This is a genomic window from Nisaea sp. (assembly GCF_034670185.1).
Lineage (GTDB): Bacteria > Pseudomonadota > Alphaproteobacteria > Thalassobaculales > Thalassobaculaceae > Nisaea.
Window position 1 is genome coordinate 840,654 of record NZ_JAXMNY010000001.1, and the last position, 26,746, is coordinate 867,399.

The 26,746-nt window shown below is 59.8% G+C and carries 25 protein-coding genes; 13 read left to right on the forward strand and 12 right to left on the reverse strand.

Translation table 11 applies throughout. The annotated features are described in order from the left end of the window. The first annotated feature begins 38 nt into the window (after positions 1–38). Genes VOI22_RS03965 through VOI22_RS03980 form a run of 4 tightly spaced genes read left to right on the forward strand, consistent with a single transcriptional unit; the run spans position 39 to position 3,898 of the window. Complete coding sequence (locus tag VOI22_RS03965; RefSeq protein WP_323795278.1) at positions 39–884, forward strand: ABC transporter ATP-binding protein; 846 nt, start codon at positions 39–41, stop codon at positions 882–884. Continuing rightward, on the forward strand, positions 871–1,755 hold the full coding sequence (locus VOI22_RS03970) for an ABC transporter permease (protein WP_323795279.1): 885 nt from the start codon (positions 871–873) through the stop codon (positions 1,753–1,755). Before VOI22_RS03965 ends, VOI22_RS03970 begins: the two co-directional genes overlap by 14 nt. After that, on the forward strand, positions 1,752–2,861 hold the full coding sequence (locus VOI22_RS03975) for an ABC transporter permease (protein WP_323795280.1): 1,110 nt from the start codon (positions 1,752–1,754) through the stop codon (positions 2,859–2,861). Before VOI22_RS03970 ends, VOI22_RS03975 begins: the two co-directional genes overlap by 4 nt. A 41-nt stretch (positions 2,862–2,902) precedes the next feature. Continuing rightward, on the forward strand, positions 2,903–3,898 hold the full coding sequence (locus VOI22_RS03980) for an ABC transporter substrate-binding protein (protein ID WP_323795281.1): 996 nt from the start codon (positions 2,903–2,905) through the stop codon (positions 3,896–3,898). A gap of 57 nt (positions 3,899–3,955) precedes the next feature. On the opposite strand, the gene VOI22_RS03985 is transcribed toward VOI22_RS03980, so the two are convergent. From VOI22_RS03985 to VOI22_RS04005, 5 genes are all read right to left on the reverse strand, one after another. Continuing rightward, the gene (locus VOI22_RS03985) at positions 3,956–4,672 is read right to left on the reverse strand and encodes an ABC transporter ATP-binding protein (protein WP_323795282.1); all 717 of its coding nucleotides are present in this window, start codon (positions 4,670–4,672) and stop codon (positions 3,956–3,958) included. Beyond that, positions 4,672–5,403 (reverse strand): ABC transporter ATP-binding protein, encoded by a 732-nt coding sequence (locus tag VOI22_RS03990; protein ID WP_323795283.1) that lies wholly within the window; start codon positions 5,401–5,403, stop codon positions 4,672–4,674. The genes VOI22_RS03985 and VOI22_RS03990 overlap by 1 nt, the downstream gene beginning before the upstream one ends. Further along, a complete protein-coding gene (locus VOI22_RS03995; RefSeq protein WP_323795284.1) occupies positions 5,400–6,320 on the reverse strand; it encodes a branched-chain amino acid ABC transporter permease in 921 nt (306 codons plus the stop codon). Before VOI22_RS03995 ends, VOI22_RS03990 begins: the two co-directional genes overlap by 4 nt. Then, positions 6,320–7,183 carry a branched-chain amino acid ABC transporter permease gene (locus VOI22_RS04000; protein ID WP_323795285.1) on the reverse strand — a complete coding sequence of 288 codons (864 nt, stop codon included), beginning with the start codon at positions 7,181–7,183 and terminating at the stop codon, positions 6,320–6,322. The genes VOI22_RS03995 and VOI22_RS04000 overlap by 1 nt, the downstream gene beginning before the upstream one ends. Positions 7,184–7,258: 75 nt before the next feature. Then, entirely contained in the window at positions 7,259–8,461 is a 1,203-nt protein-coding gene (locus VOI22_RS04005) for an amino acid ABC transporter substrate-binding protein (RefSeq protein ID WP_323795286.1), read from the reverse strand. Positions 8,462–8,646: 185 nt separating this feature from the next. Between VOI22_RS04005 and VOI22_RS04010 the strand changes: the two genes are divergently transcribed. The 3 genes from VOI22_RS04010 (at position 8,647) to VOI22_RS04020 (ending at position 11,291) form a co-directional block, all read left to right on the forward strand. Beyond that, on the forward strand, positions 8,647–9,354 hold the full coding sequence (locus tag VOI22_RS04010) for a GntR family transcriptional regulator (RefSeq protein WP_323795287.1): 708 nt from the start codon (positions 8,647–8,649) through the stop codon (positions 9,352–9,354). A gap of 108 nt (positions 9,355–9,462) precedes the next feature. Beyond that, positions 9,463–10,155 carry an alpha/beta fold hydrolase gene (locus VOI22_RS04015; RefSeq protein WP_323795288.1) on the forward strand — a complete coding sequence of 231 codons (693 nt, stop codon included), beginning with the start codon at positions 9,463–9,465 and terminating at the stop codon, positions 10,153–10,155. 305 nt (positions 10,156–10,460) lie between these two features. Beyond that, entirely contained in the window at positions 10,461–11,291 is an 831-nt protein-coding gene (locus VOI22_RS04020; RefSeq protein ID WP_323795289.1) for a sulfotransferase domain-containing protein, read from the forward strand. 81 nt (positions 11,292–11,372) lie between these two features. Here VOI22_RS04020 and VOI22_RS04025 read toward each other — a convergent pair whose 3' ends face one another. Beyond that, a complete protein-coding gene (locus VOI22_RS04025; protein WP_323795290.1) occupies positions 11,373–12,824 on the reverse strand; it encodes an aldehyde dehydrogenase family protein in 1,452 nt (483 codons plus the stop codon). Positions 12,825–13,264: 440 nt separating this feature from the next. Between VOI22_RS04025 and VOI22_RS04030 the strand changes: the two genes are divergently transcribed. The 4 genes from VOI22_RS04030 to VOI22_RS04045 all read left to right on the forward strand — a co-directional run bounded on the left by VOI22_RS04030 (position 13,265) and on the right by VOI22_RS04045 (position 16,285). Then, the gene (locus tag VOI22_RS04030) at positions 13,265–14,101 is read left to right on the forward strand and encodes a transporter substrate-binding domain-containing protein (protein WP_323795291.1); all 837 of its coding nucleotides are present in this window, start codon (positions 13,265–13,267) and stop codon (positions 14,099–14,101) included. A gap of 93 nt (positions 14,102–14,194) precedes the next feature. Further along, positions 14,195–14,920, forward strand: a complete 726-nt coding sequence (locus VOI22_RS04035; protein ID WP_416366143.1) for an amino acid ABC transporter ATP-binding protein — start codon at positions 14,195–14,197, stop codon at positions 14,918–14,920. Then, complete coding sequence (locus VOI22_RS04040) at positions 14,917–15,618, forward strand: amino acid ABC transporter permease (protein ID WP_051284590.1); 702 nt, start codon at positions 14,917–14,919, stop codon at positions 15,616–15,618. Before VOI22_RS04035 ends, VOI22_RS04040 begins: the two co-directional genes overlap by 4 nt. Before the next feature lies 1 nt (position 15,619). Next, a complete protein-coding gene (locus tag VOI22_RS04045; protein WP_028465243.1) occupies positions 15,620–16,285 on the forward strand; it encodes an amino acid ABC transporter permease in 666 nt (221 codons plus the stop codon). 28 nt (positions 16,286–16,313) lie between these two features. Here VOI22_RS04045 and VOI22_RS04050 read toward each other — a convergent pair whose 3' ends face one another. After that, positions 16,314–18,404, reverse strand: a complete 2,091-nt coding sequence (locus tag VOI22_RS04050) for a BTAD domain-containing putative transcriptional regulator (protein ID WP_323795293.1) — start codon at positions 18,402–18,404, stop codon at positions 16,314–16,316. A gap of 242 nt (positions 18,405–18,646) precedes the next feature. Between VOI22_RS04050 and VOI22_RS04055 the strand changes: the two genes are divergently transcribed. After that, positions 18,647–19,525 carry a lysophospholipid acyltransferase family protein gene (locus VOI22_RS04055; protein WP_323795294.1) on the forward strand — a complete coding sequence of 293 codons (879 nt, stop codon included), beginning with the start codon at positions 18,647–18,649 and terminating at the stop codon, positions 19,523–19,525. 10 nt (positions 19,526–19,535) lie between these two features. Here the strand turns inward: VOI22_RS04055 and VOI22_RS04060 are convergent, their stop codons facing one another. The 4 genes from VOI22_RS04060 to xylF form a co-directional block, all read right to left on the reverse strand. Then, positions 19,536–20,777 carry an ROK family transcriptional regulator gene (locus tag VOI22_RS04060; protein WP_323795295.1) on the reverse strand — a complete coding sequence of 414 codons (1,242 nt, stop codon included), beginning with the start codon at positions 20,775–20,777 and terminating at the stop codon, positions 19,536–19,538. Further along, positions 20,777–21,553, reverse strand: coding sequence for an ATP-binding cassette domain-containing protein (locus VOI22_RS04065; RefSeq protein WP_323795296.1), 777 nt, complete (start codon positions 21,551–21,553; stop codon positions 20,777–20,779). Before VOI22_RS04065 ends, VOI22_RS04060 begins: the two co-directional genes overlap by 1 nt. Before the next feature lie 5 nt (positions 21,554–21,558). Next, the gene (locus tag VOI22_RS04070) at positions 21,559–22,890 is read right to left on the reverse strand and encodes a sugar ABC transporter permease (RefSeq protein WP_323795297.1); all 1,332 of its coding nucleotides are present in this window, start codon (positions 22,888–22,890) and stop codon (positions 21,559–21,561) included. 69 nt (positions 22,891–22,959) lie between these two features. Further along, positions 22,960–24,009, reverse strand: coding sequence for a D-xylose ABC transporter substrate-binding protein (gene xylF, locus VOI22_RS04075; RefSeq protein WP_323795298.1), 1,050 nt, complete (start codon positions 24,007–24,009; stop codon positions 22,960–22,962). 189 nt (positions 24,010–24,198) lie between these two features. On the opposite strand from xylF, the gene VOI22_RS04080 reads away from it, so the two are divergent. After that, positions 24,199–24,969 (forward strand): SDR family oxidoreductase, encoded by a 771-nt coding sequence (locus VOI22_RS04080; RefSeq protein WP_323795299.1) that lies wholly within the window; start codon positions 24,199–24,201, stop codon positions 24,967–24,969. A gap of 18 nt (positions 24,970–24,987) precedes the next feature. Here VOI22_RS04080 and VOI22_RS04085 read toward each other — a convergent pair whose 3' ends face one another. Further along, on the reverse strand, positions 24,988–26,628 hold the full coding sequence (locus VOI22_RS04085; RefSeq protein ID WP_323795300.1) for an NAD(P)/FAD-dependent oxidoreductase: 1,641 nt from the start codon (positions 26,626–26,628) through the stop codon (positions 24,988–24,990). Positions 26,629–26,746 lie beyond the last annotated feature (118 nt).

The following is a 26,746-nucleotide window of genomic DNA, read 5'->3' on the forward strand; positions in this document are numbered from 1 at the left end:
CGCCGACAGGGATCGGACGGTCCGCCGATTTGGAGAATATGGTGACAGACATCCAGGCAACCGATGCCGCCTCAGGGGCGGGCGGCACGGCTGAAGACGATGCTTTTCGGGTTATCGAAGCGCGGGAGCTTTGCCTGACATTCGAGACCAATGACGGCCCGGTGCACGCGCTTTCAAACATCGACCTGACGGTCGACCGGGGAGAGTTCGTCTCCTTCATCGGCCCGTCCGGCTGTGGCAAGACGACTTTGCTGCGGGTCATTGCCGACCTCGAGAAGGCAACCGCCGGCACGATCTCCGTCAATGGCATGACCCCGGAAGAGGCAAGGCGAAAACGCGCTTACGGTTATGTGTTTCAGGCGGCCGCGCTTTACCCGTGGCGCACGATTGCCGGCAACGTCGCGCTGCCGCTGGAGATCATGGGGCTGGACAAGGCGGAGCGAGCCGAACGGATCGCGCGCAATCTGGAACTCGTGAACCTGTCGGGCTTCGAGCGGAAATTCCCTTGGCAGCTTTCGGGCGGCATGCAGCAGCGGGCTTCCATTGCCCGGGCGCTTGCCGTGGAGCCTGACCTGCTGCTGATGGATGAGCCTTTCGGCGCGCTGGACGAGATCGTCCGCGATCATCTGAACGAGCAGCTCAACCGGCTCTGGGACCGAACTAACAAGACAGTCATTTTCGTGACGCACTCGATCCCCGAGGCGGTGTTCCTCTCGACCAAGATCGTCGTCATGTCGCCGCGTCCCGGACGGGTGCATGACGTGATCGACTGTAATCTGCCGCGCGAGCGCACTCTCGATATCCGGGAGACGCCGGAGTTTCTGGAGATCGCCCACAGGGTTCGGGACGGGCTCAGGGCAGGGCATGCTTATGACGATGAATGATGTGCTGAAATCAAAGACCTTCGCGGTTTCAACCGTCGTGCTGGTGCTGATCGCGATCTGGTATTTCAGCGCAGTGATGCTGAATGCGCCGTTCCAGCGTGAGCTGGACGAACGGGCAAAGCTGAGCCCGACGACAGGACAATTCATCGAAGCGACCCTGAACCAGAAGCGGCCGGTCCTGCCGGCGCCGCATCAGGTTGCAGTCGAGATCTGGAACACCACTGTCGAGAAACGTATTACATCCAAAAGAAGCCTTGTTTATCATGGCGGTATAACGCTTTCTTCGACCATGCTCGGCTTTGTCATGGGCACGGTTCTCGGCGTGACTTTGGCAGCGGCAATCATCCATGTGGAGAGCCTTGAGCGCAGCCTGATGCCCTGGATCATCACCTCACAGACCATTCCGATCCTGGCGATTGCGCCGATGGTCATCGTGGTGCTGAACGCGGTAGGCATTTCCGGCTTGATCCCGAAGGCATTGATCTCGACTTATCTGTCCTTCTTCCCGGTTACCGTCGGTGTGGTGAAGGGCCTGCGGTCGCCCGATCCGATGCAGCTCGACCTGATGCGAACCTACAGCGCGTCCTCTTTCCAGACATTTTGGAAACTGCGCTGGCCGTCCTCGATTCCGTTCCTGTTCACCTCAATGAAGATCGCCATTGCCGCCAGTCTTGTTGGTGCCATCGTCGGTGAGCTGCCGACCGGGGCCGTTGCGGGACTGGGCGCGCGACTGCTGGCCGGCTCCTATTACGGGCAGACTGTGCAGATCTGGTCCGCCCTGCTGAGCGCGGCGTTCCTGGCGGCCATGCTGGTCACCATCGTCGGTTTTGCCGATAAAGTTGTGCGGCGCCGGATGGGGATCATGCAATGAGCCGATTCCTGTCATTGACCGTGCTGGCGGGCGGTATCGCCCTGCTGGCCGGGCTTGCGTTCCAGATCGTCTCCGCCGATGCGGTGTGGTCGCCGTCCTATGGCCTCGCCGCGGCGTTGCTGGCTGGCTCCTACCTGCTGTCGGTATTTTGGCGGCATGGGGCGGCAGCGGCATTTCTTTTGCTCGCTACTGTGCATCTCGCGGCTATTCCGCTGATCGGACATATCGGTCACGGTGAAGGGGAAATGGGGCCGGCCTACTGGGCCTTGCTGATTTCCGGCTGGCTGGCTGCCTGGACCAGTGTCACGCGGCTGACGACTGCGGCTCGGGCCGTGCCGCCATCGGCGAAGCAGGCGATTAACTTGCTGATCCCGTTTGTTTTCGGGGTTTGGCTGATTCTGATCTGGGAAGCCATTACACGAGGAGCCGGCGTGCCGCAGGTCCTCTTGCCGGCACCGAGCGCGGTCTGGGCCAAGCTCATTGCGTCCTTGCCGATACTCTGGGCGGATTTCGTCCAAACCTTCATGAAGGCCGTTATCGCGGGCTACGTCCTCGGATGCGGCATCGGTTTCGGCACCGCCATCCTGGTCGACCGCTCGCCCTTCCTGAAGCGCGGGCTGATGCCGGTCGGCAATATGGTGAGTGCGCTGCCGATCATCGGCGTGGCGCCGATCATGGTGATGTGGTTCGGCTTCGACTGGCAGTCGAAAGCAGCGGTCGTCGTCATTATGACTTTCTTCCCGATGCTGGTGAACACGCTGGAAGGCCTCTCTGCCTCAAGCGCGATGCAACGGGACCTGATGCGGACCTACGCCGCCAGTTACAGCCAGACACTGCTTAAACTGCGTCTCGTCGAGGCTCTGCCTTTCATCTTCAACGCCCTCAAGATCAATTCGACTCTGGCGCTGATCGGCGCCATCGTGTCGGAGTTCTTCGGAACGCCGATCGTGGGTATGGGATTCCGCATATCAACCGAGGTCGGCCGTATGAATGTCGACATGGTCTGGGCGGAAATTGCGGTCGCGGCGCTCGCCGGTTCCGCTTTCTACGGGTCGCTCGTTCTGATCGAGCGCACCCTTACATTCTGGCACCCGTCAAACAGATAAGTCCGGGGTCAGGCAGGCTTCATCGAATGAGGAGAGTAACCATGCAAAAGATGCTGACAGGACTGCTTGCGGGGGCATTCAGTCTGGCCGCCGTGACGGCGATGGCCGAAGGCGATGACCATGTCACGCTTCAGCTTAAATGGGTGACCCAGGCACAGTTCGCCGGCTATTACGTTGCCGCGGACAAAGGCTTCTACGAAGCGGAAGAACTCACCGTCGATATCAAACCGGGTGGTCCGGACATCGCGCCGCCGCAGGTGATCGCCGGTGGCGGGGCCGACGTCATTATCGACTGGATGCCGTCCGCTCTTGCATCGCGCGAGAAGGGTGTGCCGCTGGTTAATATCGCCCAGCCGTTCAAGACCTCAGGCATGATGCTGACCTGCCGCAAGGAAACCGGGATCAAGTCCCCGGCGGACTTCAAGGACAAGACCCTCGGCGTCTGGTTCTTCGGCAACGAATATCCGTTCCTGTCCTGGATGTCCCAACTCGGCATCAAGACAGACGGCAGCGCCGGCGGCGTTACGGTGCTGAAGCAGGGCTTCAACGTTGACCCGCTGTTGCAGAAGCAGGCCGACTGCGTTTCCACCATGACCTACAACGAGTATTGGCAGGTTATCGACGCCGGCATTCCGGCGGACGAACTGGTGGTGTTCAAGTATCAGGACCAGGGTGTTGCCACGCTTGAGGACGGCCTTTACGTGCTTGAGAAGAACCTCAAGGATCCGGCATTTGTCTCCAAGATGGCGCGCTTCGTGAAAGCCTCCATGAAGGGCTGGAAATATGCGGCCGAGCATCCGGACGAGGCGGCGGACATCGTGCTTGAGAACGATTCCTCAGGTGCCCAGACCGAGAAGCATCAGCGTCGCATGATGCGCGAAATCTCCAAACTGACGGCGGGCTCCAATGGCACGCTCGACCCGGCCGACTACGAGCGGACCGTGAACACTCTGCTTAAGGGGGGCTCCAGCCCGGTCATCACCAAGCGGCCGGAAGACGCCTGGACCCACATGATCACTAACAAAGCGCTGAAGTAAGTCACGCTTTAAAACCGATCAGGAAAAGGCGGCTTCAGGGCCGCCTTTTTCATGCGTTCAAGCGCTGGTGGCCCCAAGATAGGCTTTCTGGACCGCCGGGTCGTTTGCCAATTCGACGGCATTGCCGGCTCCCGTGATGTGCCCGTTCTCTATCAGGTAACCGCGGTCGGCGATCGCCAGGCTCTGACGGGCATTCTGCTCGACCAGCAGTACGCCCATGCCGGTATCGCGGATCTTCGCGAGATTGCGGAACAGCTCCTGGCAGAGGATCGGCGACAGGCCGAGCGAGGGCTCATCCAGCAGCAGGATGTCGGGGTTGGACATGATGGCACGACCAATTGCGACCATTTGCTGCTCGCCTCCGGACATGGTGCGAACAATCTGCGCCCTGCGATCCTTGAGCTTCGGGAACAATTCCAGGACTTTCGCCAGATTGTCTTTCTCCGCGGCGCGCGCGCGTGCCGGATAGGCCCCGAGCGTGAGGTTCTCGCCAACGCTGAGCGCGCCAAATATGCCGCGTCCTTCGGGCACCAGGCCCAGGCCCGTCTCGACGACCCTGTCCGGTTTCTGGCCGATGAGAGCTTTTGCATTGAGAGAGGCGACACCGCTGACCTTGCCGTCCGATATCCCTGCGATGGCACGTAGCAGAGAGGATTTCCCGGCTCCGTTCGCCCCGAGAATAACGACAATCTCGCCTCTGTCGACAGTCAGCGATACGCCATGAAGTGCCTCATGCAAGCCGTAGGAAACGCTGATATCCTGGATTTCCAGCATCAGGCGTCTCCCAGATAGGCTTCGATGACCTGCGGGTCGGAGAGGACTTCCGCTGGCGTGCCTTCGGCGATCTTTTTGCCTGAATTCATGACGACGCAGCGGTCGCAGAGAGACCGGATCGCGTCCATAACATGTTCAACGAGGATGACCGTCCGGCCTTCGGCCCGGAGAGAGGAGATCAGGTCAATGCCGACCTGAAGCTCCGAAGGATTGAGCCCTGCCAGCCATTCGTCGAGGAGCAGCACTTCCGGTTCCCCTGCAAGTGCGCGGGCGAGTTCCAGGCGCTTCTGGTCGATATAGGTGAGGGCGGATACCGGAACAGCGGCTTTGTCCGCGAGACCGACCCGTTCGAGCAGATCCGTCGCGAACACATCCGCCTCACGTCCCCAACGCCGCTTGTGACCGAAGACGGCTCCCGCTACCGCGTTCTCAAGGACAGAGAGTGCGGGCAGGATCCGGACCAGCTGGAATGTGCGGGAGATCCCGAGCCGCGCTGTCTCGTGCGGCCGGGCAGCGGTCAGATCATGGCCTTCGAGCGAAACCGATCCGGAGGTCGCCCGGAGGGCGCCTGAAATCAGATTGATCGTGGTGGACTTGCCTGAGCCGTTGGGGCCGATCACCCCCATGACCTCATGCTCGCGAACATCGAACGAGAGATCGTTGACGGCGATCAGGCCGCCGAAGCGCTTCGTCAGTCCGCGCACTTCGAGGATGGTCTCGCCCGGTGTCATGGCGCGCTCCGCTTGCCGAGTTTCTCGATGAGGCCGGTTACACCGTCGGGGATCAGATAGACGATGAGCAGGAAGGCCAGGCCGAGCACCATGGTCGTCGCGCTCGGGAAGGATGCGGAGACCACTTCCCAGAGCAGGGTGAAGGGGATAACCCCCAAAAGCGGGCCATAGAGGCGCCGGGTGCCGCCCAGCAAAGCCATGATCACGACGAGGAAGCTCAGCTCCGGGGAAAACACAACATTCGGCTCGATATAGTAATAGCGCGGCGCGACAATGGCGCCGACGAGAGCGGCGAAGAACCCTGTCGTCATGAAAAGCAGGACCTTCGTTCGCGCCGTGTCGATCCCGACATGCCGCGCGACTTCCTCGTCATTGCCGAGAATGCGGAGTGCGAAGCCCATGCGCGAGCGGCCGAGACGCCAGCCGAATAGGAAGACCGCAAGCGTGACGGCGAGGAGCATCCAGTAGATGTGCCGCTCCTCGAGTTCGGTCAGGACATAGAGCCCTTTGGAGCCGAGGAAATTGTTCTGCACCCAGCTCACGAGGTTGCGGATCATCTCCGCCAGCCCGAGCGTGAAAATCACGAAATAGACGCCGGAAAGGCGCAGGGTGGCGATACCGATCGCGCCCGCCAGCAGCGCGGCAAGGAAGGGGGCAATGGCCATCATGGTCCAGATGGAGGTGCCGAAATCGCTCATCCCCGTGGCGACCAGGTATCCGCCGATACCGTAGAAGGCACCCGTCGACAGGGCGATGTAGTGAGTCGGCCCGGAGAACAGGGCCCAACTGGTGGCAAGCGCCGTGTACATCATGATGGTGACGGCGATGGAGAGCCAGTAGCCGTCGACCAGAAAGGGCAGGGCGGCTACTGCGAGCAAGGCCAGCAGGATCGTGCCGCCGCGAAGGATATCCGGCATCAGGCGTTCCCCTGTCCGAAAAGGCCTTGCGGCCGGAAGAGCAGGACGGCGAGGAAAATCGCGTAGGCGGCAACCAGGGTAAGGCCCGGGTCGATGATCGTGGCGACGGCGGTTTCGACGAGCCCGAGGATCAGGGCTGCGATGATCGCGCCCCTGATGTCGCCCACGCCTCCCATGATGACGATGATCAGTGCTTTCATGGTGAAGATGACGCCGGACGACGCATCCAGCGTCACGAAAGTAGAGATCAGGCACCCGCCGAGTGCGGTCACCGCACCGCCGAGGGCAAAGGCGAAGGCCGAGATCCTGTCCACATCGATCCCGACCAGCCCTGCGGCTTCCGGTGAGACCGCGACAGCGCGCACAGCCATGCCGGGGCGGGATCTGTTCAGCCAGACATAGAGCGCGCCTCCGATGGCGGCGGCAATGAGCGCCGCCACCAGGCGGTTGGCGGCAACAGTTGTCCCGAGCATATGCACGGGGGTGGCAAGGAAGGAATAGGTGAAGTACTCGGCACGCAAGCTGACCATGACCCCGACAAGGAAGAAGCTGATACCAAAGGTCGCGAGGATTGAATCCACCTCCAGCTGGCCACGGGATTTGGCACGTCTGACCAGGGGACGCAGCAGCAGCCGGTACATTGCCCAGCTGCCGATGAAGGCTAGCGGGGCGACAATGACCAGCGTCAGGAGAGGGCTGAGGCCGAAGCTGACAAAGGCCCAGAACGCCGCGAGGCCGCCGAGGATCAGGATCTCGCCATTTGCGAGGTTCATGATCCGCGCGACCCCGTATTGCAGGTTCAGTCCCATCGCGACCAGCGCATAGGCTCCGCCGAGCAGCAAGCCGGAGATCACAACGTCCATCTAGGTTTCATTCCCGGGATATGAGCCTGGAAAAAATGGGCCGGCCCGAAGCACCGAAAGCCGGCCCAGGGCAGGTTACTTCCAGCCCTTTTTCGCGACCGGTGCGACGCTGTCGCCCATGCCGGTATCGGCGACGGCGACAAACTGTCCGCCCCGCCACTGGCCAACCGACCAGTACCGTTCGGAATTATTGTGCTTGTCGAACCTGATGGTGCCGATCACGGTCTCGAACGCGTTGGTCTTGATGTGCTGGGTAACGGCTTCGCGGTCGACCTTGCCGACGCCCTCGATAGCCTGCTCCAGCACTTGCAGGGCGGAGTAATAGGTGGCGGATGCCCAGTAGTCCGGAGCCTTTCCCGTCACGTCCTGATGCCTTTTGCGGTAGGCCTTCATGGCGTCGGTATTGGGGTTCACGCCACCGGCGCCGAGATTGCCTTCAATGGCGTTGCCGAACTTCCCGCCATATGCCGGGAAGGCCGTGGCGACGGCTGTGTAGAAGGCCTTCACGTCGAGATCCTCGATGATGGCCTGCTCGGTCAGCGCGAAGCTGTCGGGCGGATAGGACCATGCGACGAAGGCATCCGGGGCAGCCGCTTTCGCGCCTTTCATGACCGGTGAGAGATCCGGTGTGCCAAGCGGATAAGACTTGTCGTAGACAATATTGAAGCCCGCTTCCTTGAACTTTTCCCGGGCAACGCCCGCGAGCTCGATGCCGAAGGCGTCGGCCACGTTAACCATGGCAACCTTGTCGCCGATCACGCCTTTGCTCTGCAGGGTCTTCAGCGTGTTCGTGACGCCTTCGACAAAGCCGCTCGTCGATCCGAGCGTGAAGAACATGTTGGGGAACTTCGCGGTCAGCTCGTGGATTTCGTCGGTAATCGCCGTGACCGCGACCAATGGATATTTGTAGCGCGCATAGATCGGCGCGGCGGCAATGTTGAAGCCGGTTCCGTAGGGCGCGATCATGAAATCGACTTCGTCCTGGGAGGCGAGGCGCTGGACCGCCTTGATATGCTCGGCCGGATTGGTCTTGTCGTCATATTGAACGATCTCGACCGGACGGCGCTTGCCGTCCACCATCAAGCCGCCGCGTCCGTTCACCTCTTCGACCCAGAGCTGCACATTTGGAAGATGGGTAACCGCCTCGCCACCCGCCAGCGGGCCGGAGAGATGCGCGACCATTCCGAATTTGATCGGTTCCTGGGCCTGCGGGGCCTCAGCAAACGCGAAACTCAACGCGACCGCAGCCGATGCGATCGCGAAATTGCGTCGATTCATGATTGTCCTCCCTTGGTTGCAGCTCTTTTTCGCGGCTGCTCCAAAATGAATCCATAATGCAGCGTTCAAGGCAAGGAAATGCTGATTCCAAGTTCGAATTGGAAATAAATCCAAAATTATGTATCCATTGTTGATGTGATGAAGTGTTGCCGCGCCGTAACCGGAAGCGGCGTGAGGAGGTCCGGGTGAACCATTTGATGCGCTCTTCAGCCGATGAAGGCTCCGCGGACAAGCGTGTTCTGTCGGCGCTGCGCCGTATGGTCATCGACGGAACGCTGCCGGAAGGCACCAAGATTTCAGAAGTGATTGCTGCCGAGATGTTCGGCGTTTCCCGCACGCCTGCACGCCTTGCGCTCCGCGCGCTTGAGGTCGAGGGACTTATCCGTAAGCGCGAGGGCCGGGGGTTCACCGTCCAGGAGTTCAATCTCGGCGATATCAAGAAGGCTTACGAAGTACGCGGTGTCCTCGAAGGGTTGTCTGCGGGGACGATGGCGAAAATCGGTATATCCGAGACGGCCGATGCCAGGTTGCAGGAAGCCGTCGACGCAATGGCCATCGCTCTCGATGCGGACATGGATCCGTCGGGTAAGGCGCTCGACTATCAGGACGGCAATGTCGCCTTTCACGAAACCATCATGAAAGATTGCGGCAATCCCTATGTCGCTTTCACTTTCAGCCGGATGGAGACGCTGCCGATGATCAAGCTGGGCACCGTCGTCTTCAGTGAAGAGAATTCCGAGGCCGATCTGATGCGCCTGCGTCTTGGCAATATGCAGCACAAGCTGATCCTCGATGCGATCCGGACCCGCGATCCGCAACGTGCCGAATCGATGATGCGTGAGCATGCGAACCAGACACTGGTTTATACGGATCTCTTCTCGGCACCGCGCTGAGGCTACGCGACGGAACTGCGTCTCCACACGTTGAGCTGACTGGATGTTTCGCATCGTGGTGGAGTAATCTGTCCAGCCCGTTCTCTCCAATCATCCTCAAGGCTTTTCATGACCGATATTCTGTTTCTTCCCGGCTTTATGTGCGATCAGCATCTTTGGGACGATGCCCGAAGCGGTCTGGAGCAGCTCGGGGCCTTGCATTTCGGGGACCTCACCCGGGACCGGACATTCGAAGCTATGGCGGAGCGCGTTCTGGCCGGAGCGCCGGAGCGTTTTTCCCTGGTTGGTTTTTCCATGGGGGGATTTGTCGCCCGGGAGATCGCGCTGATGGCGCCGGAGCGCGTCGAGCGTCTGGCATTGCTCAACACGAGCGCACGGGGGGACAGTCCCGAACAGGCAGCCCGCAAGGCTGGTCTTGCCAAAGCGGCTGAAGGTCGCGGATTTCGGGGGCTTTCGCGTCACTCCATCCTCTCGTCCCTCCACCCGCAACGTCAGGGGGACGAGGGGCTTGTCGGAAAGATCCGGGAAATGGCCGACCGGATAGGCAAGGACGGGTTTGTGAACCAGATTGGTGTGGTGCGCCGGGACGGTCATGATCTGCTTCCCCGGATTTCCTGCCCGACGTTGGTCGTCTGGTCCCGGCAGGATGTCTTGCGAAGTCTGCACGAGGCGCAGGAGCTTGCGGACGGTATTCCGGGCGCCAGGCTTGAGATCGTCGAGGAGTGCGGTCACATGTTGCCGCTAGAGGCGCCGGAAGAGATGGTTCAGTTGCTGGCCGATTGGCTTGAGCACGCGGACTGAGTCGTGACGATGAGCGACTGTCTATTCGCTAATTGGTGTGGGTAGTAGTGCATCAAAGTCGCAAATCAGTTGTTCCAGAGTCGAAAGCGAGAAGAGGCGACAGACAGCCGGGATGTGCCTCTGACGCGCGCTAAACCTGACTGTTTGATGATCGCCGGATGATCTGTGGGCGCTCCTTTATTCAGCGCAATTGACGAATTGCTGTCCAATTGGTCGGTTTCAACAATACGTGATCGCACGGGCCTTGAAATTGTCATATTAAGGGCAAAACTACTCGGTGTAGTTTTGCCCTATCGGAATATGACATGCCCCGGATTGTCTGGCTCGCATCCTATCCCAAATCTGGGAATACGTGGATGCGTGCGTTTTTGGCGAATTATCTCATTGGACAGCAGGGGCCGGTTTCCATCGAGGACTTGCGCGCGTTTTCCCTGAGCGATGTCCGCCCGCGTTTCTATGCGGAAGTCCTTTCCAAGTCCGTGCAGGATATGACCGCTGAAGAAAGCGTAGCGTTACGCCCGCAGGCACAGCAACGTCTCGCCGCCGCGCGTGAGCACGATCATTTCGTCAAAACACACTCACGTTTCGGCATGCTTAACGGCACGCCTCTTATCGAGCGCTCGGTTTCTGCTGGTGCCGTTTATATCATTCGGAATCCGGCCGACATCGTGCCGTCATTTGCCAGCCATATGGGCGTGGACGCCGATGCGGCCATCGAGATCATGGCTGATCGTGACCACGCGACGGTAGAGGCCGACGTCAAGATCCTGACCCATATTGGCCGATGGGGAGAGCATGCGGAAAGCTGGATAGACGGAAGCCATTCTCTCCCGGTCTGCGTGGTGAGATACGAAGATCTATACGCCAACCCGGAGAAGGCTTTTGGGCAGGTTCTCAAAGTGCTTGGATTGCCGTTTGATCCGGAACGGTTGACGCGGTCAGTTAGGCATTCCTCCTTCGAAGAACTCAGGCGGCAGGAAGAGGAGAAAGGTTTCTCCGAACGTCCGCCGCATATGCAGCGCTTTTTCCGCTCCGGCGGCAGCGGCGAGGGGCAGCGTTCGCTCAGCGAGCAACAGCTCGGACGTCTCGCCAGAGATCATGGACCAGTGATGAAGCGGTTCGGGTACCTGTCTTAACGGAGAATCCACTGGGTCGATACGGATAAAAAAACGGCCGCATCGGTTGGATGCGGCCGCTCTTTTAGGATGTCTGGAAAGTTATTCGGCGGCTTCTGCCGGCCAGCCGGAGACTGCCTTCACTTCCAGGAATTCGATGAGGCCGTACTCGCCGCCCTCACGACCGTTGCCGGACTGTTTGTAGCCACCGAACGGGCTACCCGGCGCGCGACCGGCACCGTTCATCTGGACCATGCCGGCACGGAGTTGACGGGCGAGGCGCTTGGCTCGCTCCGGGTCACCGGTCTGCACATAGGAGGTCAGGCCGTACGGCGTATCGTTGGCGATCCGGACCGCGTCTGCTTCGTCTTCGAAGGACATGATCGAGAGCACCGGGCCGAAGATTTCTTCCCGGGCAATAGTCATGTCTTCTTTCACGTCTGCAAAGACGGTCGGCTTCACGTAGTAGCCGCGGTTGAGGCCATCCGGACGGCCGAGGCCGCCTGCGAGGAGGGTAGCGCCTTCCTTGATGCCGGATTCGATTAAACCCTGGATCTTGTCGAACTGGGCCTGGGAGACTACCGGGCCAATCTGACGGCCTTCCTGGGTCGGATCACCCACTTCCTGCGCCTCGGCAACGGACTTGGCGACTTCGACCGCTTCGCCATAGACGGATTTTTCGACAATCATCCGGCTCGGCGCGTTGCAGCTCTGGCCGCTATTGTTGAACATGTGCAGCACACCGCGCTTCACGGCCTTGGCAACGTCGGTGTCAGCAAAAACCAAATTCGGTCCCTTGCCGCCGAGTTCAAGCGAAACGCGCTTGACCGTATCGGCAGAAGACTTGGTCACGGCGATGCCGGCCCGGGTGGAGCCGGTGAAGCTCATCATGTCGATGTCGGGATGCTTGCTCATCGCTTCACCGACGGTCGGGCCGTCGCCGTTGACGAGATTGAACACACCGGCCGGGAAGCCTGCCTGCTCCATGAACTCGGCGAAGAGCAGGGAAGACATCGGCGCGATTTCAGACGGCTTCAGCACCACGGTGCAGCCAACGCCGACTGCCGGGATGACCTTCAGGGTCACCTGGTTCATCGGCCAGTTCCACGGCGTGATCAGACCGCAGACGCCGATCGGCTCATGCATGATGTATTCGGTCTGGAACTTCTCATTCAGAGGATGCTCGAAGGTGAATGCCTTCAGCGCCCGGATGAAGGCCTTGATATGGCCCAGGCCGGCAGCTGCCTGCTGGGTGCTGGCGATGTTTTTCGGCGCGCCCATCTCGTTGGAGATCGCGGTCGCCATCTCCTCGATGCGCTCCTGGTATATCTCGGCCAGCTTTTCTACATAGCCGACGCGCACGTCGTGGGGCGTGGTGCTCCAGGTCGCGAAAGCGCTCTTGGCGGCTGCGACGGCCTTATTCACATCGGCTTCGCTGCCGAGGGAAATCGTCGCGAAAGGGGTTTCGTTGGCCGGGTTGATGACCTCGAAGTCATTTGCGCTGGCCGGCGCTACCCATTTTCCGTCGATAAAGAAATCGGTCTTGCGTTCCATTTGATCCTCCCGCGGCATTTTGGTCGATCCGCGCGCTCGCTCAGTGAATGTTGGCCCGTCTCAGGAATGGGCGACTCTATAGCCGCATTTGGGTAGAGATACGGACCGGTACAAGGAGCCTCTCCAGAACGAGGCATGGTTCCCATTAGCCCATGAAATTGTTCGGTGCAACATGCGCAAACGGCACCAGACCAATTGAACCATTATGGAAGCACTTGTGAGGCTTTCATTCGAAGAATCATATTGTTGCACCGCAAAATCTCGGTCTAGAGTTCCTGACCAGTTGTTTGGAGCTTCTGTTCTCCGAACATTTCGCTGCTGCGAGATAGGGTCGCGTCCTGCGGCCTGCTCGTGGTGCTCAGCCGATATAGCGCCCGCGGGGATGGGCGTTATCGAGAACGAAACGGCGGGCAGGCGTCTCAAAAACAAGGAGGCTGACTATGAACTTCATGAAAATTGCAGCAATCGGCGCAGTCGCCGCGATGGCATTATCCGGAAGTGTTGAAGCAAAGACCTACAAGGTCGCGCTTGACGGAACCTTTGCTCCGCATGCCATGCCGAAACTCTCCGGTGGTGTTGAAGGCTTCAATGTCGATTTCGCCGAAGCGCTCGGAAAACGTCTTGGTGCCGAGATGGATATCACTGCTGCCCAGTGGTCGGGACTGCTTCCAGGCATGCAGGCCGGGACGTATGACTTTCTCGTTGCGCCAACCACGCTGACCGAAGAACGGTCCAAGAGCATGCTGTTCAGCGAAGGCTATCTCGACACGGATTTCCAGTTCGTGGTCAAGAAAGGATCGCCCAAGATCGAGTCGCTGAAGGAGTTCGCCGGTAAGGTGATCGCGGTGAACAAAGGGTCTGCTTATGATCAGTGGGCCCGGGGGCTGGAGAGTGATATCGGCTGGAAAGTCGAATCCTACGGCACCCAGACCGATGCCGTTCAGGCTGTTATCTCCGGGCGCGCGTTCGCCAACGTAGCGGGTAATACGGGCGTTGCCTGGGCGGTGAAGAAAAACCCGCTGATCGAGCTCTCCTACCTGCATTCCACCGGTAAGGTGTTCTCCGTGCCGTTCCGCAAGGATAGCGTGGAGTTGCGCAACAAGGTGGATGCGGCAATCGAGTGCATGAAACTCGACGGAACGCTGGTGAAACTGAGCGAGAAATGGTTCGGCGTGACGCCTGCGGCTGGTTCCTCGGCTGTAACTGTCCGGCCCGGATATGGCGAGCCCGGTTTCGAGGGCTACGATCCGACTGCGCATACGCCGTCCTGTAGCTGATAAGTCACTTTGTCACGGCGGCGCCTGCGAGATGCTGCGCGCCGCCGTGATGCGTTCCAATACCTGTAGAAAGATATCCCGACTATGGCAGCGATCCTCGAGGCGCGCGGTCTCTGGAAGTCATTCGGCGACTTCGATGCCTTGAAAGGTGTCGACTTTACCCTGAACACAGGTGAGCTGGTCTTCGTTATCGGGCCGTCCGGGTCCGGCAAGAGCACCATGCTGAGATGTTTCAACCGGCTGGAGGAGCCGACCGAGGGCTCCGTCATGTTCGATGGTGTCAATCTGATGGACCGGTCAGTGGACATCAATCTGATGCGCCGCCGCCTCGGCATGGTTTTCCAGCAGTTCAACCTCTATCCGCATCTGACAGCGCGGGACAATGTCACGCTGGCCCTGCGCAAGGTGCTCGGCAAGGCACGCGCGGAAGCGAATGAGATCGCCGAAGCCATGCTGGACAGGGTCGGTCTGGGCGACAAGGCCGACTCCCATCCAGGAGAGCTGTCCGGCGGGCAACAACAGCGCGTGGCCATTGCCCGTGCTTTGGCGCTTGAGCCGACCGTCATGCTGTTCGACGAGCCCACGAGCGCGCTCGATCCCGAATTGGTCGGCAGCGTCCTGCAGGTCATGCAACAGCTTCGGGAAGCCGGCATGACGATGGTTGTGGTAAGCCACGAGATGCGTTTTGCCCGCGCGGCCGCTGACCGGGTGATCTTCATGGCGGACGGGCAAATTCTGGAAGAGGGGACGCCGGACAAGATCTTCGAATCTCCTGAACACGCCCGGACCCGTGAATTCATGCAAGAGATCGATCAATGAGCACCGCGCCGGAAGCCGGCACGTGGGCCCACTTCATTGAAACCTTTTTCAGGCCGGATCTGATCGACCAATATGCGGGTGCGATCGGTGATGGTGTCATCGTCACCTGCGAGATCGCCCTGCTTGTGGTCGTGTGCGGGCTGGCGCTGGGTATGGCGCTGGCGATCGTGCGGGCTTACCGGATAACGGCACTTTCCCTGATCATCGTCGGCGTGGTCGACCTGCTGCGGTCGCTTCCGCCCCTTGTCATCATTCTGCTGATGTATTTCGGCTTGCCGACGGTCGGTCTGACTCTCTCCGGGTTTTTTGTCCTCTGGCTGGTCCTAACGCTGGTGCTCGCAGCCTTTGCAGAGGAGATTTTCTGGGCCGGTATTCTCTCTGTTCGCAAGGGGCAATGGGAAGCGGCACGGTCGACCGGACTCGGGTTCAATCAGTGCCTGATCTATGTGGTCGTACCCCAGGCCATCCGCATGACGGTCGCGCCGCTCACAAACCGGACAATCGCAATCACCAAGAATACGGCCCTTGGTACCGTTATCGGGGTTGGAGAGATCCTGAACGAGGCATCGACGGCGCAATCCTTCTCCGGCAGCGCGACGCCGCTGATGATGGGGGCGATTGCCTACATTCTGCTTTTCATTCCGGTTGTTATCGTCGGTCGATGGATCGAGACGCGGTTCCAGTGGAGGCGTGCCTGACATGGATTTGCTGATTTTCAACTTCTTCAATTTCGAGATCATGGCGGAAGCCTTTCCGCTGCTGCTGCGCGGTGTCGGTCAGACCCTTCTGCTCTGCCTGGCGGTGATCCCGCTCGGGTTACTTGGAGGCCTGGTCGTCGCTCTTGCTGCCCGCACCCGGAGACGGGTGCTGCGGTATGCGGTTATTGCGTTCATCGATCTGTTTCGCGCGGTTCCGCCGCTTGTGCTGCTGATCTTCGTCTATGCCGGATTGCCATTTGCGGGCATTGATATCTCGCCTTTCGCCGCAGTGTGCATCGCCTTCCTGCTGAACAACTCGGCCTACTTCGCGGAAATCTTCCGTGCCGGCATCGAGAGTATCGGTGCCGGGCAAACGGAGGCAGCGCGGTCAACCGGGCTGGGACCGTTGCAGACCATGGCTTACGTGGTGCTGCCGCAGGCGACACGGAACGTGCTTCCGGATCTGCTCAGCAACAGCATTGAGGTCGTGAAACTGACATCGATCGCCAGTGTCGTCTCGTTTCAGGAATTGCTGTATTCGGCCGATATGGCGCGGTCCCTGACCTACAATTCCTCACCACTCGTCATGGCAGCTGCGATGTATCTGGTGATCCTTTGGCCGGTGGTTCGTATTCTCAGCCGGATGGAGCATCGGGTCGGTCAATAAGACCGGGTCTCGTTCCTGGAGCGTTTTATCAGCGGGTCGTGAGACCGGCGCGCTCGAGGCAATGTTTCATATGGAAATAGTCTGCTGGATTGCGAAAGGGCTGTACCGACAGGAACCAGCGCGAAATGTCGCCGGGCAGAGGAGGTACATCGCCGGTCCAGTTCTCGCGTGCCGTGGCGAGGAACCTCCGGGCTTCGCGCTCCGCCGCGCGGTCGTTACTGAGTTGGGCAAAGGCCACGGCTGACCAGGCCTGAGGATAAAATGCGCCCTCGTTTGCTTTTGCCGCCGCCCAGAGTGTTCCCGGATAATCTCGGCAAATGAAACGGCAGGCCGCTTCAATGGACCAGTGTAGCGACTGGTAGACGAAGCCGGATTCCTGCAGATGATCCAGCCGGCGCAGAGCCTCTTCGGTTTCTCCGCAATAGGCCAGGCCCAGGGCTGAGGAAACGGCGACGCCAATATCGTTCTCATTGAGGGTTTCGGCGATGCCGAAGCAGAGGGCGGCCCGTTCGAATTCCCCGGCCAGGATATTGGCCCAGCCGGAGGCCTGGTAACTCTTTGCGTCTCTTGGGCCAAGTTCTACCGAGCGTTTTGCATGGTCGAGAGCCAAAACCGAGAGGCCAGGCTCGTCCCGGAATCCAGGATAAACGAACCGCTTCAGACTGGCGCAGAATGAAAGACTGGAATGTCCTGGTGCGAAGTCTGGCTGGTCCTGGAGCACCGACGTAAAGATTTCCTCGGCCTCGGCCCAGCCGGTCGGGGCCCAGAGATGAACCAGCCGGCGGCCTTGCATCCATCTGTCGAAGACGGGGGGGGACTGGCTCGGCTCCTCGCGTTTGGCGGGCAGCCGGTGGGTCGCGACATGGGTATTGATGGCTATGGCGAGCTTCTGAACGAGCTGCCGGAGCGTCCGCGGCCAGGTATCCAGGCTTGCCGGGTTTTCTTCGCTCCAGAGTATGGTGTCATTGCTGGCGTCACGGACCGAAATCACGACATAGAGAATTGTATCTTTAACGTAGGTATCGCCCGAAATTCTGAAGACCGGACTCGTCGGAAGCACAACTCTCTGGCGCTCTGCGCGTTCGCCATCGAGCACCAGCCATTCCCTGAATTTGAGGAGACTGGACATGAATTGGTGCCGGAAAGCGCGGGCCATGAATTTCAGTGGGTCTGGAACGCCTGCATAACTGAATGATTCGACAATCAGACGCGGACTTCCCGACGGGTCGGGCCTGGATGATCTGGCGTCAGGTTTACCGTCCGTCTCGTCCGCACCGCTCTTGATCAGCGCGACGAGCGCTTTGGTTTCGTCTGACGGCTCCATGTCATAGTCGTTCTCAAGCAGCGACCAGAGGCGGTTGTAGCGCTTCAGGGCAGAGCCGATGTCTCCCGCATGGACATGCTGCAGCATCAGCTCCCGGCACGCGCCTTCATGGGTCGGGTCGAGATTGGAGAGGGCGAGGGCTGCGTTCTTCGTCATCTGAGTGGCGTCATGGCCTGAGCCACGGGAGGGTTGAGCCAATCGAAGCTCCAGGCTGGCAACCAGACGATCATTCAGATTTTGTCTTTGCGTAAGCACCCAGGAGTTAAATGCCTCGTCCAGGTCCTCGAAGCCGAGGAGCAACGAGGCTGATATGTCGGAACGTTGCAGCAGGATGGGATGAACCGGCGCATCGGCGTCATTTTCCAGAACCGCCCATAGGTCGGTTTCGAACGTCCGTTTGTTGAGGCGGACCTCGCTCCGCGTCGCGTCAATACCAACGATTCCGACGGCGTCGAAATACTGGTTGAGTCTCCGGAGGGCCTGTCTCAGTGACGCGCGCGCAAGGTCTTCTGTCGCACCGCTCCAGAGGAGGCCGGCAATGCTCTCTCTGGTCGCTTTTTGAGATGGCAGGAGCATGAGATAGGCGAGAATTGCCTGCGCCTTTCGGCTCGGCAAATACACTTTCCCGCCAGGCGCTTCGATCAGAAAACCGCCAAGAAGGCTGACTTTGATCAGATCTGAAGGCGGGCCTGCTTTCGGGTAGGCAGAAGCACTGCCGACAGGCTTGGACTGTTCCGTCGAATGATAGGGAGCGTCGACCATGTTACCCGAGAGTGCATCATCTTGTTTGATCATACAGGACAGACCTTCTGACACGCTACCCAGAGAACGAAGCGTAAGTCAGAGTCCTGCCGGATCATCCGAAAAACAATGCCCAATCAAAGGCCCCGACGCCAGTTAATCAGAATGAAGGCTGTTGTTCTTTCCGCTCTTTCCTCTCTTGAGGGGGACGGGGCCGTAAGACTGCAATTAATCGGTCATCAGGGTGTCATTCATGACCGCTAACCTCCGTCTTTTGAAAAAAAGCGCGGTGTGAAATGGTCGGAAAATCTGGGCTGAACTGGGTCCGGCAGGAGTTCGAAAAGCGGACTCCGGTCGTTTCGTACTGTAATCCCGACGATTCCCTTACCCGACAGGTGCTGATCCGTTTTGTGGAGCTGTTGAGCGGGCAGCCGCGCTTGCAGCGGATGTATGACGATTATTGCCGGAAGCACCACGATACCGATGATTTTTGGCACTCGGCCGTCGATTATTTGAGGCTGTCCGTTCATTTTGAGCCAAACCGTCTCAAAGCAATTCCGGCGAAAGGCCCACTGATCGTTGTTGCCAACCACCCGTTCGGTGTGCTCGACGGCATTGCCGTCGGCCATATCACGTCGCTTGTTCGCAAGGATTTCAAGCTCCTGGCGCATGCCGCGCTCGGGCGCGCGGAGCCGCTGCGGCCCTATTTGATCCCGATCGAGTTTGACGGGGCTTCAAGTGCGGTGCGCAGCAATGTCGAATCGAAGCGCAAAGCCCTGGCCCATCTGCATGACGGCGGCGCGCTGGTGATTTTCCCGGCGGGACGCGTCTCGACGTCGGAGAAGCTGTTTGGACGGGCGACCGATGCCCCCTGGAAACTTTTTGCGGGCAAGCTTATCGCGCAAACGGACGCGACGGTCGTTCCGATCTTCTTCGAGGGGCAGAACCGCTTCCTGTTCCATCTGGTAAGCCGGTTCAGTGAGGCTCTCCGCGAGGCCCTGCTGATGAATGAGGTAGCGCGCCGGATAGGCGACGATCTGCAGGCACACATAGGTACACCGGTCCGGTCTTCGGAGATTTCTTCCGGGAACGACCGGCAAGCGTTGCTCGATCATTTGCGCGACATGGTCTATGCGCTCGATCCCGCGCCTCTGAAACCACTCGCAGCAGTTTGATCTGCAGATATCAGATCAGGGTTTCTTCCAGCACCAGCGCTGCGGCGCCGTGCGCCCAGACCTCGTCACCGCCGGAATTGACCCGCAGATCGACTTTGGTTTGCGCTCCAAGCAATGTGTTCGACTCCATCGCGTCGGTGAGCGCTGTAAAAAACGCCTTGGCCGAGCGGGAGCGGGCGCCCGAAAGCACGACAACCGGTGGGTCCAGCACGTCCACGAGGTTGGCAATACCGGTGCCGAGCATGGTTCCCGCGCGTTTGAAAATGGACGTCACGGCTGGCGAGCCTTCGTCGGACAGCTTGATGAGGTGCTCCATCCGGTCCTGCAAGGCGAATGGATCGTCGATATCGGTTGTCGACCCCAAGACGTTCGCTTCACGTGCGATGGCGTAATCCGAGGCATAGGCTTCGATGCATCCGCGCTGGCCACAGCGGCATAGAGCGCCGCCAACGACAATCTTCGTATGTCCGAATTCAGCTCCGAAGCCGCGGGCACCTCGGTAGAGCTTTTCGTCGACGACCAGCCCCATGCCGATGCCATGCTCGACCGTGACAACGAGAAAGGTCGGGAACTGCCGTCCGACTCCGAACCATTTCTCGGCGAGAGCCGTCATGTTGGCGTCGTTGTCGATAAAGGTTCGAAATCCGGCTTTCTGCTCGACAATTTCCCGGAAAGGAACGTCGGGCCGGGAGAAGACCGGCGCCCATCTGACCATTCCAGACGGGTACTCTACATATCCAGGAACGCCAATGCCGACGCCGAGAACCAGCTCCGGATCGATTCCGGCATCGTCGATAACCTCCCGGATCTGAGTCATGCAGATTTCTGCGATGCGTTCCGGCGCGTCGCGGTTTGCCCGCATGGGAACGATCTTCGCCCCCAGAATTTCTCCGGAGAGGTTCGTCAGGGAGATTGAGGCCTGGTGCATCGAGATCTTGATGCCCACGGCGAAACCGGCTTCCGGGTTCAGCTCCAGTCGTGTGCGGGGGCGTCCGCGCGATGAGCCGTTTCTGTCCGCCGTGGCTATTTCCTCGCGGATCACGCCATCCTCGATCAGCTCCGAGGTGATGACCGTGACTGTCGCTGGGCTGATGCCGACATGCTTGGCGATCTCGATCCGCGCCGCGGCCTGATGCCGGCGGAGGCAGTCGACAATTGCTTTTCTGTTTTGCGCCCGGACCGGATCGGAGATGTGCCGTCCGAGCCGGCGGTCATGCTGGTTCATGGCACAGGAGGCTGACTTTGACAGCATTAGTCATTGCGGGCGGTTTCCAGATGATCCGGCATTTTCCCGAGAATGATCATGCCGAGTACATCTTCCTTTGAAACCTCTTCAGTGCGGACAGTTCCGACCAGGCGACCATTCTTCATGACAGTCAGCCGATCGGAAAGATCGAACACGTCATGGATGTCGTGGCTGATCAGGAAGATTCCGATGCCTTCGGATTTCAGCTGCTTGATCAACTCGGAAACCATGGCGGTTTCTTGAACCCCGAGCGCCGCAGTCGGCTCGTCCATGATCAGGACCTTGGCATCGAAATAGACCGCGCGTGCGATCGCCACGGACTGGCGCTGGCCACCGGATAATGCCTTCACCGGTGCGGCGAACTTGCGGAAGTTCGGATTGAGGCGACCCATTATCTTGCGTGTCTCGTCCTCCATCCGTACGTCGTCCAGCATCCCGGAAGACGTCAGGATTTCCCGCCCGAGAAAGAGATTGGCGGCGGCATCCAGATTATCGGCGAGGGCGAGCGTCTGGTAGATCGTCTCGATGTTATAGGCTCTGGCATCGCGTGCATTGCGGATGACGGCCTTCTGGTCGTTGATCCGAATGTCGCCGGAATCCGAATGGCATGCACCGGACAGCACCTTGATCAGGGTCGATTTCCCGGCCCCGTTATGGCCAAGCAGACCCACGACCTCGCCGGGAAAGAGATCGCACGACACGCCGTCGACCGCCTTGATGCCGCCGAAGGAGACATGAATATCGCTGAGCGCGACGAGGGGATGAGCGGTATCTGTGGGCATGGCGTTCACTCCCCGATCCGGCGGCGGTAGACCTGATCGACCCAGACCGCGAGAATAAGTACAAAGCCGATGACAATGGATTGCAGCGACGTGTTGGTGCCGATCAGGGCCATCCCGCTTTGCAGGCTTTGCATGACGAGCGCACCGAGGATTGCCCCATAGATCGTGCCGATGCCCCCGGCGAGGGATGTGCCGCCGATCACGGCGGCGGCAATGACGCGCAGCTCGTCAAGCGTGCCGAGATCATTGGCCGCCGATTGCAGCCGCGCGGAAGCGATGACAGCCGAGATGGCACACAGCCCGCCCATCAATGTGAAAATGTAGAGGGTCATGCGGCGGGTATCGATGCCTGAGAGTTCCGCCGCTTGCGGGTTACCGCCGATGGCAAACACATAGCGCCCGAACTTTGTGCGCCGGGCGACGATGGTCATCGCGATTGCGATCAGGGCAACGATGACAACCGGAATAGCGATCCCGTGCATCAGCTCCAAACCGCCCTCTGGGATTTCCCAGCCCTTTGCTTCAGCCAGCCGCTTGGCGGCGCGGGCAGGGACCGGATAGGCATTCATAGCGGCGACGAACCCGAAGATGGCCAATGTCAGCACGCCGATATTCAGCCAGTCAGCCCAGAGCGGTTTCAGCGGGAAATCGAAGAGCTGGCGCCTGCGCCGCCCTCTCAGGATTCCGTAGATTACCAGCGCGGCCATGATCGCTCCGAATATCCAGCTGGCAGTCTCGCCCATGGTACCGGCGACACCGCCGCCGAACAGGATGAAGGTCGAATCCAGCGGAGCCACAGTGCGGCCGGTCGTGACCCACCATGCGGCGCCGCGCCAGATCAGCAGTCCGCCGAGCGTGACGATGAAAGCGGGCACGGCAAGGTATCCGATCACATAACCCTGAAGGCCGCCGATCAGAAGCCCGAGGCAGAGCCCGACAAGGATCGTGATGATCCAGTTTGCCGGATGATTGAAGCCCAGGAACTCCGGCAGGACTTCGGTCTGGACGACCCCCATGACCATAGCGATGACGCCGAGAACGGAGCCGACGGAGAGGTCGATATGGCGCGTCACGATAACGAACACCATGCCGGTCGCCATGACCGCGACCGATGCTGTCTGGACGGAAAGATTGAAGAGGTTGCGCGGGGTAATGAACCGCCCGCCAGTCAGCAGATCCAGCACAATCCAGATGAGCAGGAGGGCACCGACCATGCCGAGCAGGCGAAGGTCGAGTTCCATTGTGCGCACCATACCGGTGATGCCGCCGCTGGTTCCGGAGGATGCCGGCGTCTTGGATTGTTCCGTGTCAGAGAGTGATTGAACGCGGTCGCCCATCCAGCCCATCCAGTTCGTAAAGAAGAAAAGACCGGCACCTGGTGGTGCCGGCCAGTGGACAGGGTTGAATCAGTTGCAGGCGGCAACCGGGCCGCTCTTGACGCCTTTGCAGACCACGTCTTTCGACACCCAGCCGGCATCGATCACGATATTCAGCTTGTCCCGGGTGATCGGCACAGGCGCAAGGAAGAGCGAATTCAGGGTCTTTCCGTTCGGGCTCGTCCATTGCACTGCGCCCGAAACCTTCGAGGCGTCCTCGCCCTTGGCAAGTTCCACGGCGATCTCAGCGGCGCGCTTGCCGAGTTCGCGCGCGTCTTTCCAGACCGAAACCGTTTGCGTTCCGAGCGCAACGCGGTTGAGAGCCGCGTGGTCGCCGTCCTGGCCGGAAACGGGAATGCCATCAAGGCCCTGCGCCGTCAGCGCGGCGACAACACCGCCAGCAGTGCCGTCGTTGGACGCGACCACAGCATCGACCTTGTTGTCATTCGCGGTGAGGATCTGCTCCATGTTGCGCTGGGCGTTCGCCGGCAGCCAGCCGTCGGTATACTGATTTCCGACAACCTTGATGTCGCCTTTGTCGATCGCGGCTTTCAGGACTTCGATCTGGCCGTCATGCAGGAAGTCCGCGTTCGGGTCCTGCGGGCTTCCCTTGATGAAGACAAAGTTGCCCTTCGGCTGAGACGCATACACCGCGCGGGCCTGCATGCGCCCGACCTCGATATTGTCGAATGTGATGTAGAATGCGTCCGGGTCATCGATCAGGCGATCGTAACCGACCACCGGTATGCCTTCGGCTGCCGCTTTCCTGATCGCTGGTGTCACGGCGGAAGCGTCCTGAGCCAGGATGATCAGGGCATTGGCGCCGCGGGCGATCAGGCTTTCAACGTCGGAGAGCTGCTTGGCCGTCGAGCTCTGCGCGTCCGTGCTGATATATTCGGCACCGGCCATGTCGAGCGCACCCTTAATCGCCGCCTCGTCGGTTTTCCAGCGTTCTTCCTGGAAGTTTGACCAACTGACGCCGACAACAAGGTCGGCTGCATTGACGGGCTGAGTTGCAGCGATCATTCCGCCGAGAACCAGTGTCCCGAAAGCAACTATCTTGGGGAAACGTACCCTCATTTTTATTCCTCCCTTATGAGATGGCTTTAACTCGCCATTTAATTTATTTTTATGATCAAAAAATATGTTGCCGCAAGCCTTTTTCACCGTCAATAATTTACTGACCGGGGCCGTTTCTTTTAGTGTCCTTAAGCTGCATGACTGCCTTCTGGTCTTGTCGAGAGGGTGGCTTGATGAGGAGCTGTTGAGATGACCGCATATCAGACACGTTATCCGGATCTGGAAGGGCAGGCGGTCTTTGTCAGCGGCGGCGCGACGGGGATCGGCGCGGCAATCGTCGAAGCGTTTTCCGTGCAGGGCGCACACACCTATTTCGTTGATATCGATGTCGAGGCTGCTGAAGAACTGATGCACCACCTGGCCGGGAAAACGGGGAATGTGCCCTTTTTTCACCGCTGCGATGTGACCGACACGGCAGAATTGAAAAGCGCGATCACCCGGGCTGCAGATGCGACAGGCTCACTCTGCGCGCTGGTCAATAATGCCGCTAACGACAAGCGCTTCATTGCGGAAGAGGTAACGGAGGAGGATTGGGAGGCAATCGTTGCGGTAAACCTGAAGCATCAGTTTTTTGCCGCACAGGCAGCCTACGGGATCATGTCCGGAAATGGCGGAGGATCGATCATCAATTTTGGCTCGATCGCACCGACTCAAGGCGTGAAGAACCTGGCAGTCTATTCCTCCTGCAAGGCCGCGGCTTTCGGTCTGACACGCTCCCTCGCGCGCGACTTCGGTGAAGCGGGCGTCCGCGTCAACTCGGTCGTGCCGGGCGCCATCCTGACCGAGCGCCAGCTTCGGGACTGGATCGACGAAGAGACCAAGCGCGATATAATCGCCCGCCAGTGCATCAAGCGTCCCATGCAGGCGGACGATGTTGCCGAGATGGTGCTGTTCCTGGCCTCGAACGCATCACGCGGATGCACCGGCCAGGAATTCAAGGTCGACGGGGGGAATATATGACGCTGACAACCACGCGGCTCAACTAAGCACAAACCCTTTGTATCCGTCCGCCGCGACATCGTTGCAGCGCTTGCGGTAATGCGCCATGCCTCCGGCGTAAGGCATGAAAACGCGTGGTTTTCCGGGGACGTTAGCGCCCAGATACCAGGAGGAGTTGGCTTGAGGCAGCAGGGTGGCATTGGCTGCCGCGGTGGTCTCCCCAACCCATTCTTCCGCCGCTTCCGGCGTTGTCTCGATACGGCTCTTGCCGTTCTTCAGAAGCGTGTCGATGCAGTCGGTGATCCAGTCCACATGCTGCTCGATGGCGACCGGCATGTTGGTCAGGACCGACGGGCTGCCGGGCCCCGTGACCGTGAACAGATTGGGGAAGCCCGCGACCTGAAGTCCGAGATAGGTCTTTGGTCCCTCGGCCCATTGCTCTTTCAGCGTGACGCCGTTCTTGCCCCGAATGTCCATGGCGAGCAGCGGACCGCTGATGGCATCGAAGCCCGTTGCGAAAACGATGATGTCGAGATCGTGGTGGCCGGCGGTGGTCTCGATACCGGTCGGCGTGATCCGCGTGATCGGATTGGTCTTGATGTCGACCAGGCTGACATTGTCCCGATTGAAGGTCTCGAAATAGTGGCTGTCGACTGGCGGCCGCTTGGTTGCGAAGGGATGATCGATGGTGGAGAGCAGGGCGGCGGTTTCCGGGTCTTTCACGACCGCCCGGATCTTCGTCTTGATGAATGCTGCGGCGGTATCGTTCGCGGGCTTGCTCGTCAGCAGATCCTTGAAGACGGAACGGAAACGCAGGCCGCCTTTTTCCCAGGCAGCTTCGTAAATCTCCCGTTGCTCGTCAGGTGTGACACTGGCGACGGGGCGGTCCTCGATCCGGAACGGGTGACCGTTCGGGCCTGCCAGCATGGTCTCGTGGATCTCGTCGCTATGCTCCTTGGTATAGCGCTTGAAATCCTCGCTCAGCGGGCCGTTGCGGGCCGGAATGCTGTAATTGGCGGTGCGCTGGAACACGGTCAGGTGTTTAGCCGCTTCTGCGATGACGGGCGCGCTCTGGATGCCGGTCGATCCGGTGCCTATCTGACCGACGCGCTTGCCGGTGAAATCGACGCCTTCATGCGGCCAGGAGCCGGTGTGATACCAGTCGCCCTTGAAGTCATCGAGCCCCGGAATGTCGGGGACGTTTGCCGATGACAGGCAGCCGACGCCGGTAATCAGGAATTGTGCTTCATACTGCCTGCCGGCCTCTGTCGTGACATGCCACAGGGTTTCGGCATCGTCGAAACGGGCGGAAATGACCCGGTCTCCGAGGCGGATGTCCTTGCGCAGATCGAAGCGGTCGGCGACGTGGTTGAGGTAGTGCCGGATTTCTTCCTGACCCGGATAACGCTCCGACCATTCCCACTCGGTGACCAGTTCCTTGGAGAAATAGTAGCAGTAGGAATGGCTCTCGCTGTCGCAGCGTGCGCCGGGATAACGGTTCCAGTACCAGGTGCCGCCAACCCCGTCCGCCGCTTCCAGTACTTGCGCATTCAGGCCAAGCCGGTCACGCAGAGAATACAACTGGTAGAGGCCAGTGAACCCGGCGCCGATGATCAGTGCATCATAGCGCTCGGCGTCAGTCTGTTTTGCCGTGCTTTTACCGGCTGCGTCTTCGCGCATGTTTCGCTCCCATCATTTTGCGGAATGATGACGCGCGGCCGGAGTTGGATCAATCGTCCGGCCGACCAAGACTGCCGTGCACGCGCGGCGCGAACGAAAAGGCCGGCCTCGGTTGAGG

What these genes read in the sequence shown, in the direction of transcription:
- xylF (WP_323795298.1), bottom strand. Translation starts at nt 24,009, where the DNA reads ATGAGGGTACGTTTCCCCAAGATAGTTGCTTTCGGGACACTGGTTCTC.
- VOI22_RS04045 (WP_028465243.1), top strand. Translation starts at nt 15,620, where the DNA reads ATGGATTTGCTGATTTTCAACTTCTTCAATTTCGAGATCATGGCGGAA.
- VOI22_RS04050 (WP_323795293.1), bottom strand. Translation starts at nt 18,404, where the DNA reads ATGATCAAACAAGATGATGCACTCTCGGGTAACATGGTCGACGCTCCC.
- VOI22_RS03970 (WP_323795279.1), top strand. Translation starts at nt 871, where the DNA reads ATGACGATGAATGATGTGCTGAAATCAAAGACCTTCGCGGTTTCAACC.
- VOI22_RS04085 (WP_323795300.1), bottom strand. Translation starts at nt 26,628, where the DNA reads ATGCGCGAAGACGCAGCCGGTAAAAGCACGGCAAAACAGACTGACGCC.
- VOI22_RS04055 (WP_323795294.1), top strand. Translation starts at nt 18,647, where the DNA reads ATGGTCGGAAAATCTGGGCTGAACTGGGTCCGGCAGGAGTTCGAAAAG.
- VOI22_RS04040 (WP_051284590.1), top strand. Translation starts at nt 14,917, where the DNA reads ATGAGCACCGCGCCGGAAGCCGGCACGTGGGCCCACTTCATTGAAACC.
- VOI22_RS03965 (WP_323795278.1), top strand. Translation starts at nt 39, where the DNA reads ATGGTGACAGACATCCAGGCAACCGATGCCGCCTCAGGGGCGGGCGGC.
- VOI22_RS04025 (WP_323795290.1), bottom strand. Translation starts at nt 12,824, where the DNA reads ATGGAACGCAAGACCGATTTCTTTATCGACGGAAAATGGGTAGCGCCG.
- VOI22_RS03985 (WP_323795282.1), bottom strand. Translation starts at nt 4,672, where the DNA reads ATGCTGGAAATCCAGGATATCAGCGTTTCCTACGGCTTGCATGAGGCA.
- VOI22_RS03995 (WP_323795284.1), bottom strand. Translation starts at nt 6,320, where the DNA reads ATGCCGGATATCCTTCGCGGCGGCACGATCCTGCTGGCCTTGCTCGCA.
- VOI22_RS04070 (WP_323795297.1), bottom strand. Translation starts at nt 22,890, where the DNA reads ATGGGCGACCGCGTTCAATCACTCTCTGACACGGAACAATCCAAGACG.
- VOI22_RS04030 (WP_323795291.1), top strand. Translation starts at nt 13,265, where the DNA reads ATGAACTTCATGAAAATTGCAGCAATCGGCGCAGTCGCCGCGATGGCA.
- VOI22_RS04015 (WP_323795288.1), top strand. Translation starts at nt 9,463, where the DNA reads ATGACCGATATTCTGTTTCTTCCCGGCTTTATGTGCGATCAGCATCTT.
- VOI22_RS03980 (WP_323795281.1), top strand. Translation starts at nt 2,903, where the DNA reads ATGCAAAAGATGCTGACAGGACTGCTTGCGGGGGCATTCAGTCTGGCC.
- VOI22_RS04000 (WP_323795285.1), bottom strand. Translation starts at nt 7,183, where the DNA reads ATGGACGTTGTGATCTCCGGCTTGCTGCTCGGCGGAGCCTATGCGCTG.
- VOI22_RS04080 (WP_323795299.1), top strand. Translation starts at nt 24,199, where the DNA reads ATGACCGCATATCAGACACGTTATCCGGATCTGGAAGGGCAGGCGGTC.
- VOI22_RS04060 (WP_323795295.1), bottom strand. Translation starts at nt 20,777, where the DNA reads ATGCTGTCAAAGTCAGCCTCCTGTGCCATGAACCAGCATGACCGCCGG.
- VOI22_RS04005 (WP_323795286.1), bottom strand. Translation starts at nt 8,461, where the DNA reads ATGAATCGACGCAATTTCGCGATCGCATCGGCTGCGGTCGCGTTGAGT.
- VOI22_RS04020 (WP_323795289.1), top strand. Translation starts at nt 10,461, where the DNA reads ATGCCCCGGATTGTCTGGCTCGCATCCTATCCCAAATCTGGGAATACG.
- VOI22_RS04065 (WP_323795296.1), bottom strand. Translation starts at nt 21,553, where the DNA reads ATGCCCACAGATACCGCTCATCCCCTCGTCGCGCTCAGCGATATTCAT.
- VOI22_RS03975 (WP_323795280.1), top strand. Translation starts at nt 1,752, where the DNA reads ATGAGCCGATTCCTGTCATTGACCGTGCTGGCGGGCGGTATCGCCCTG.
- VOI22_RS03990 (WP_323795283.1), bottom strand. Translation starts at nt 5,403, where the DNA reads ATGACACCGGGCGAGACCATCCTCGAAGTGCGCGGACTGACGAAGCGC.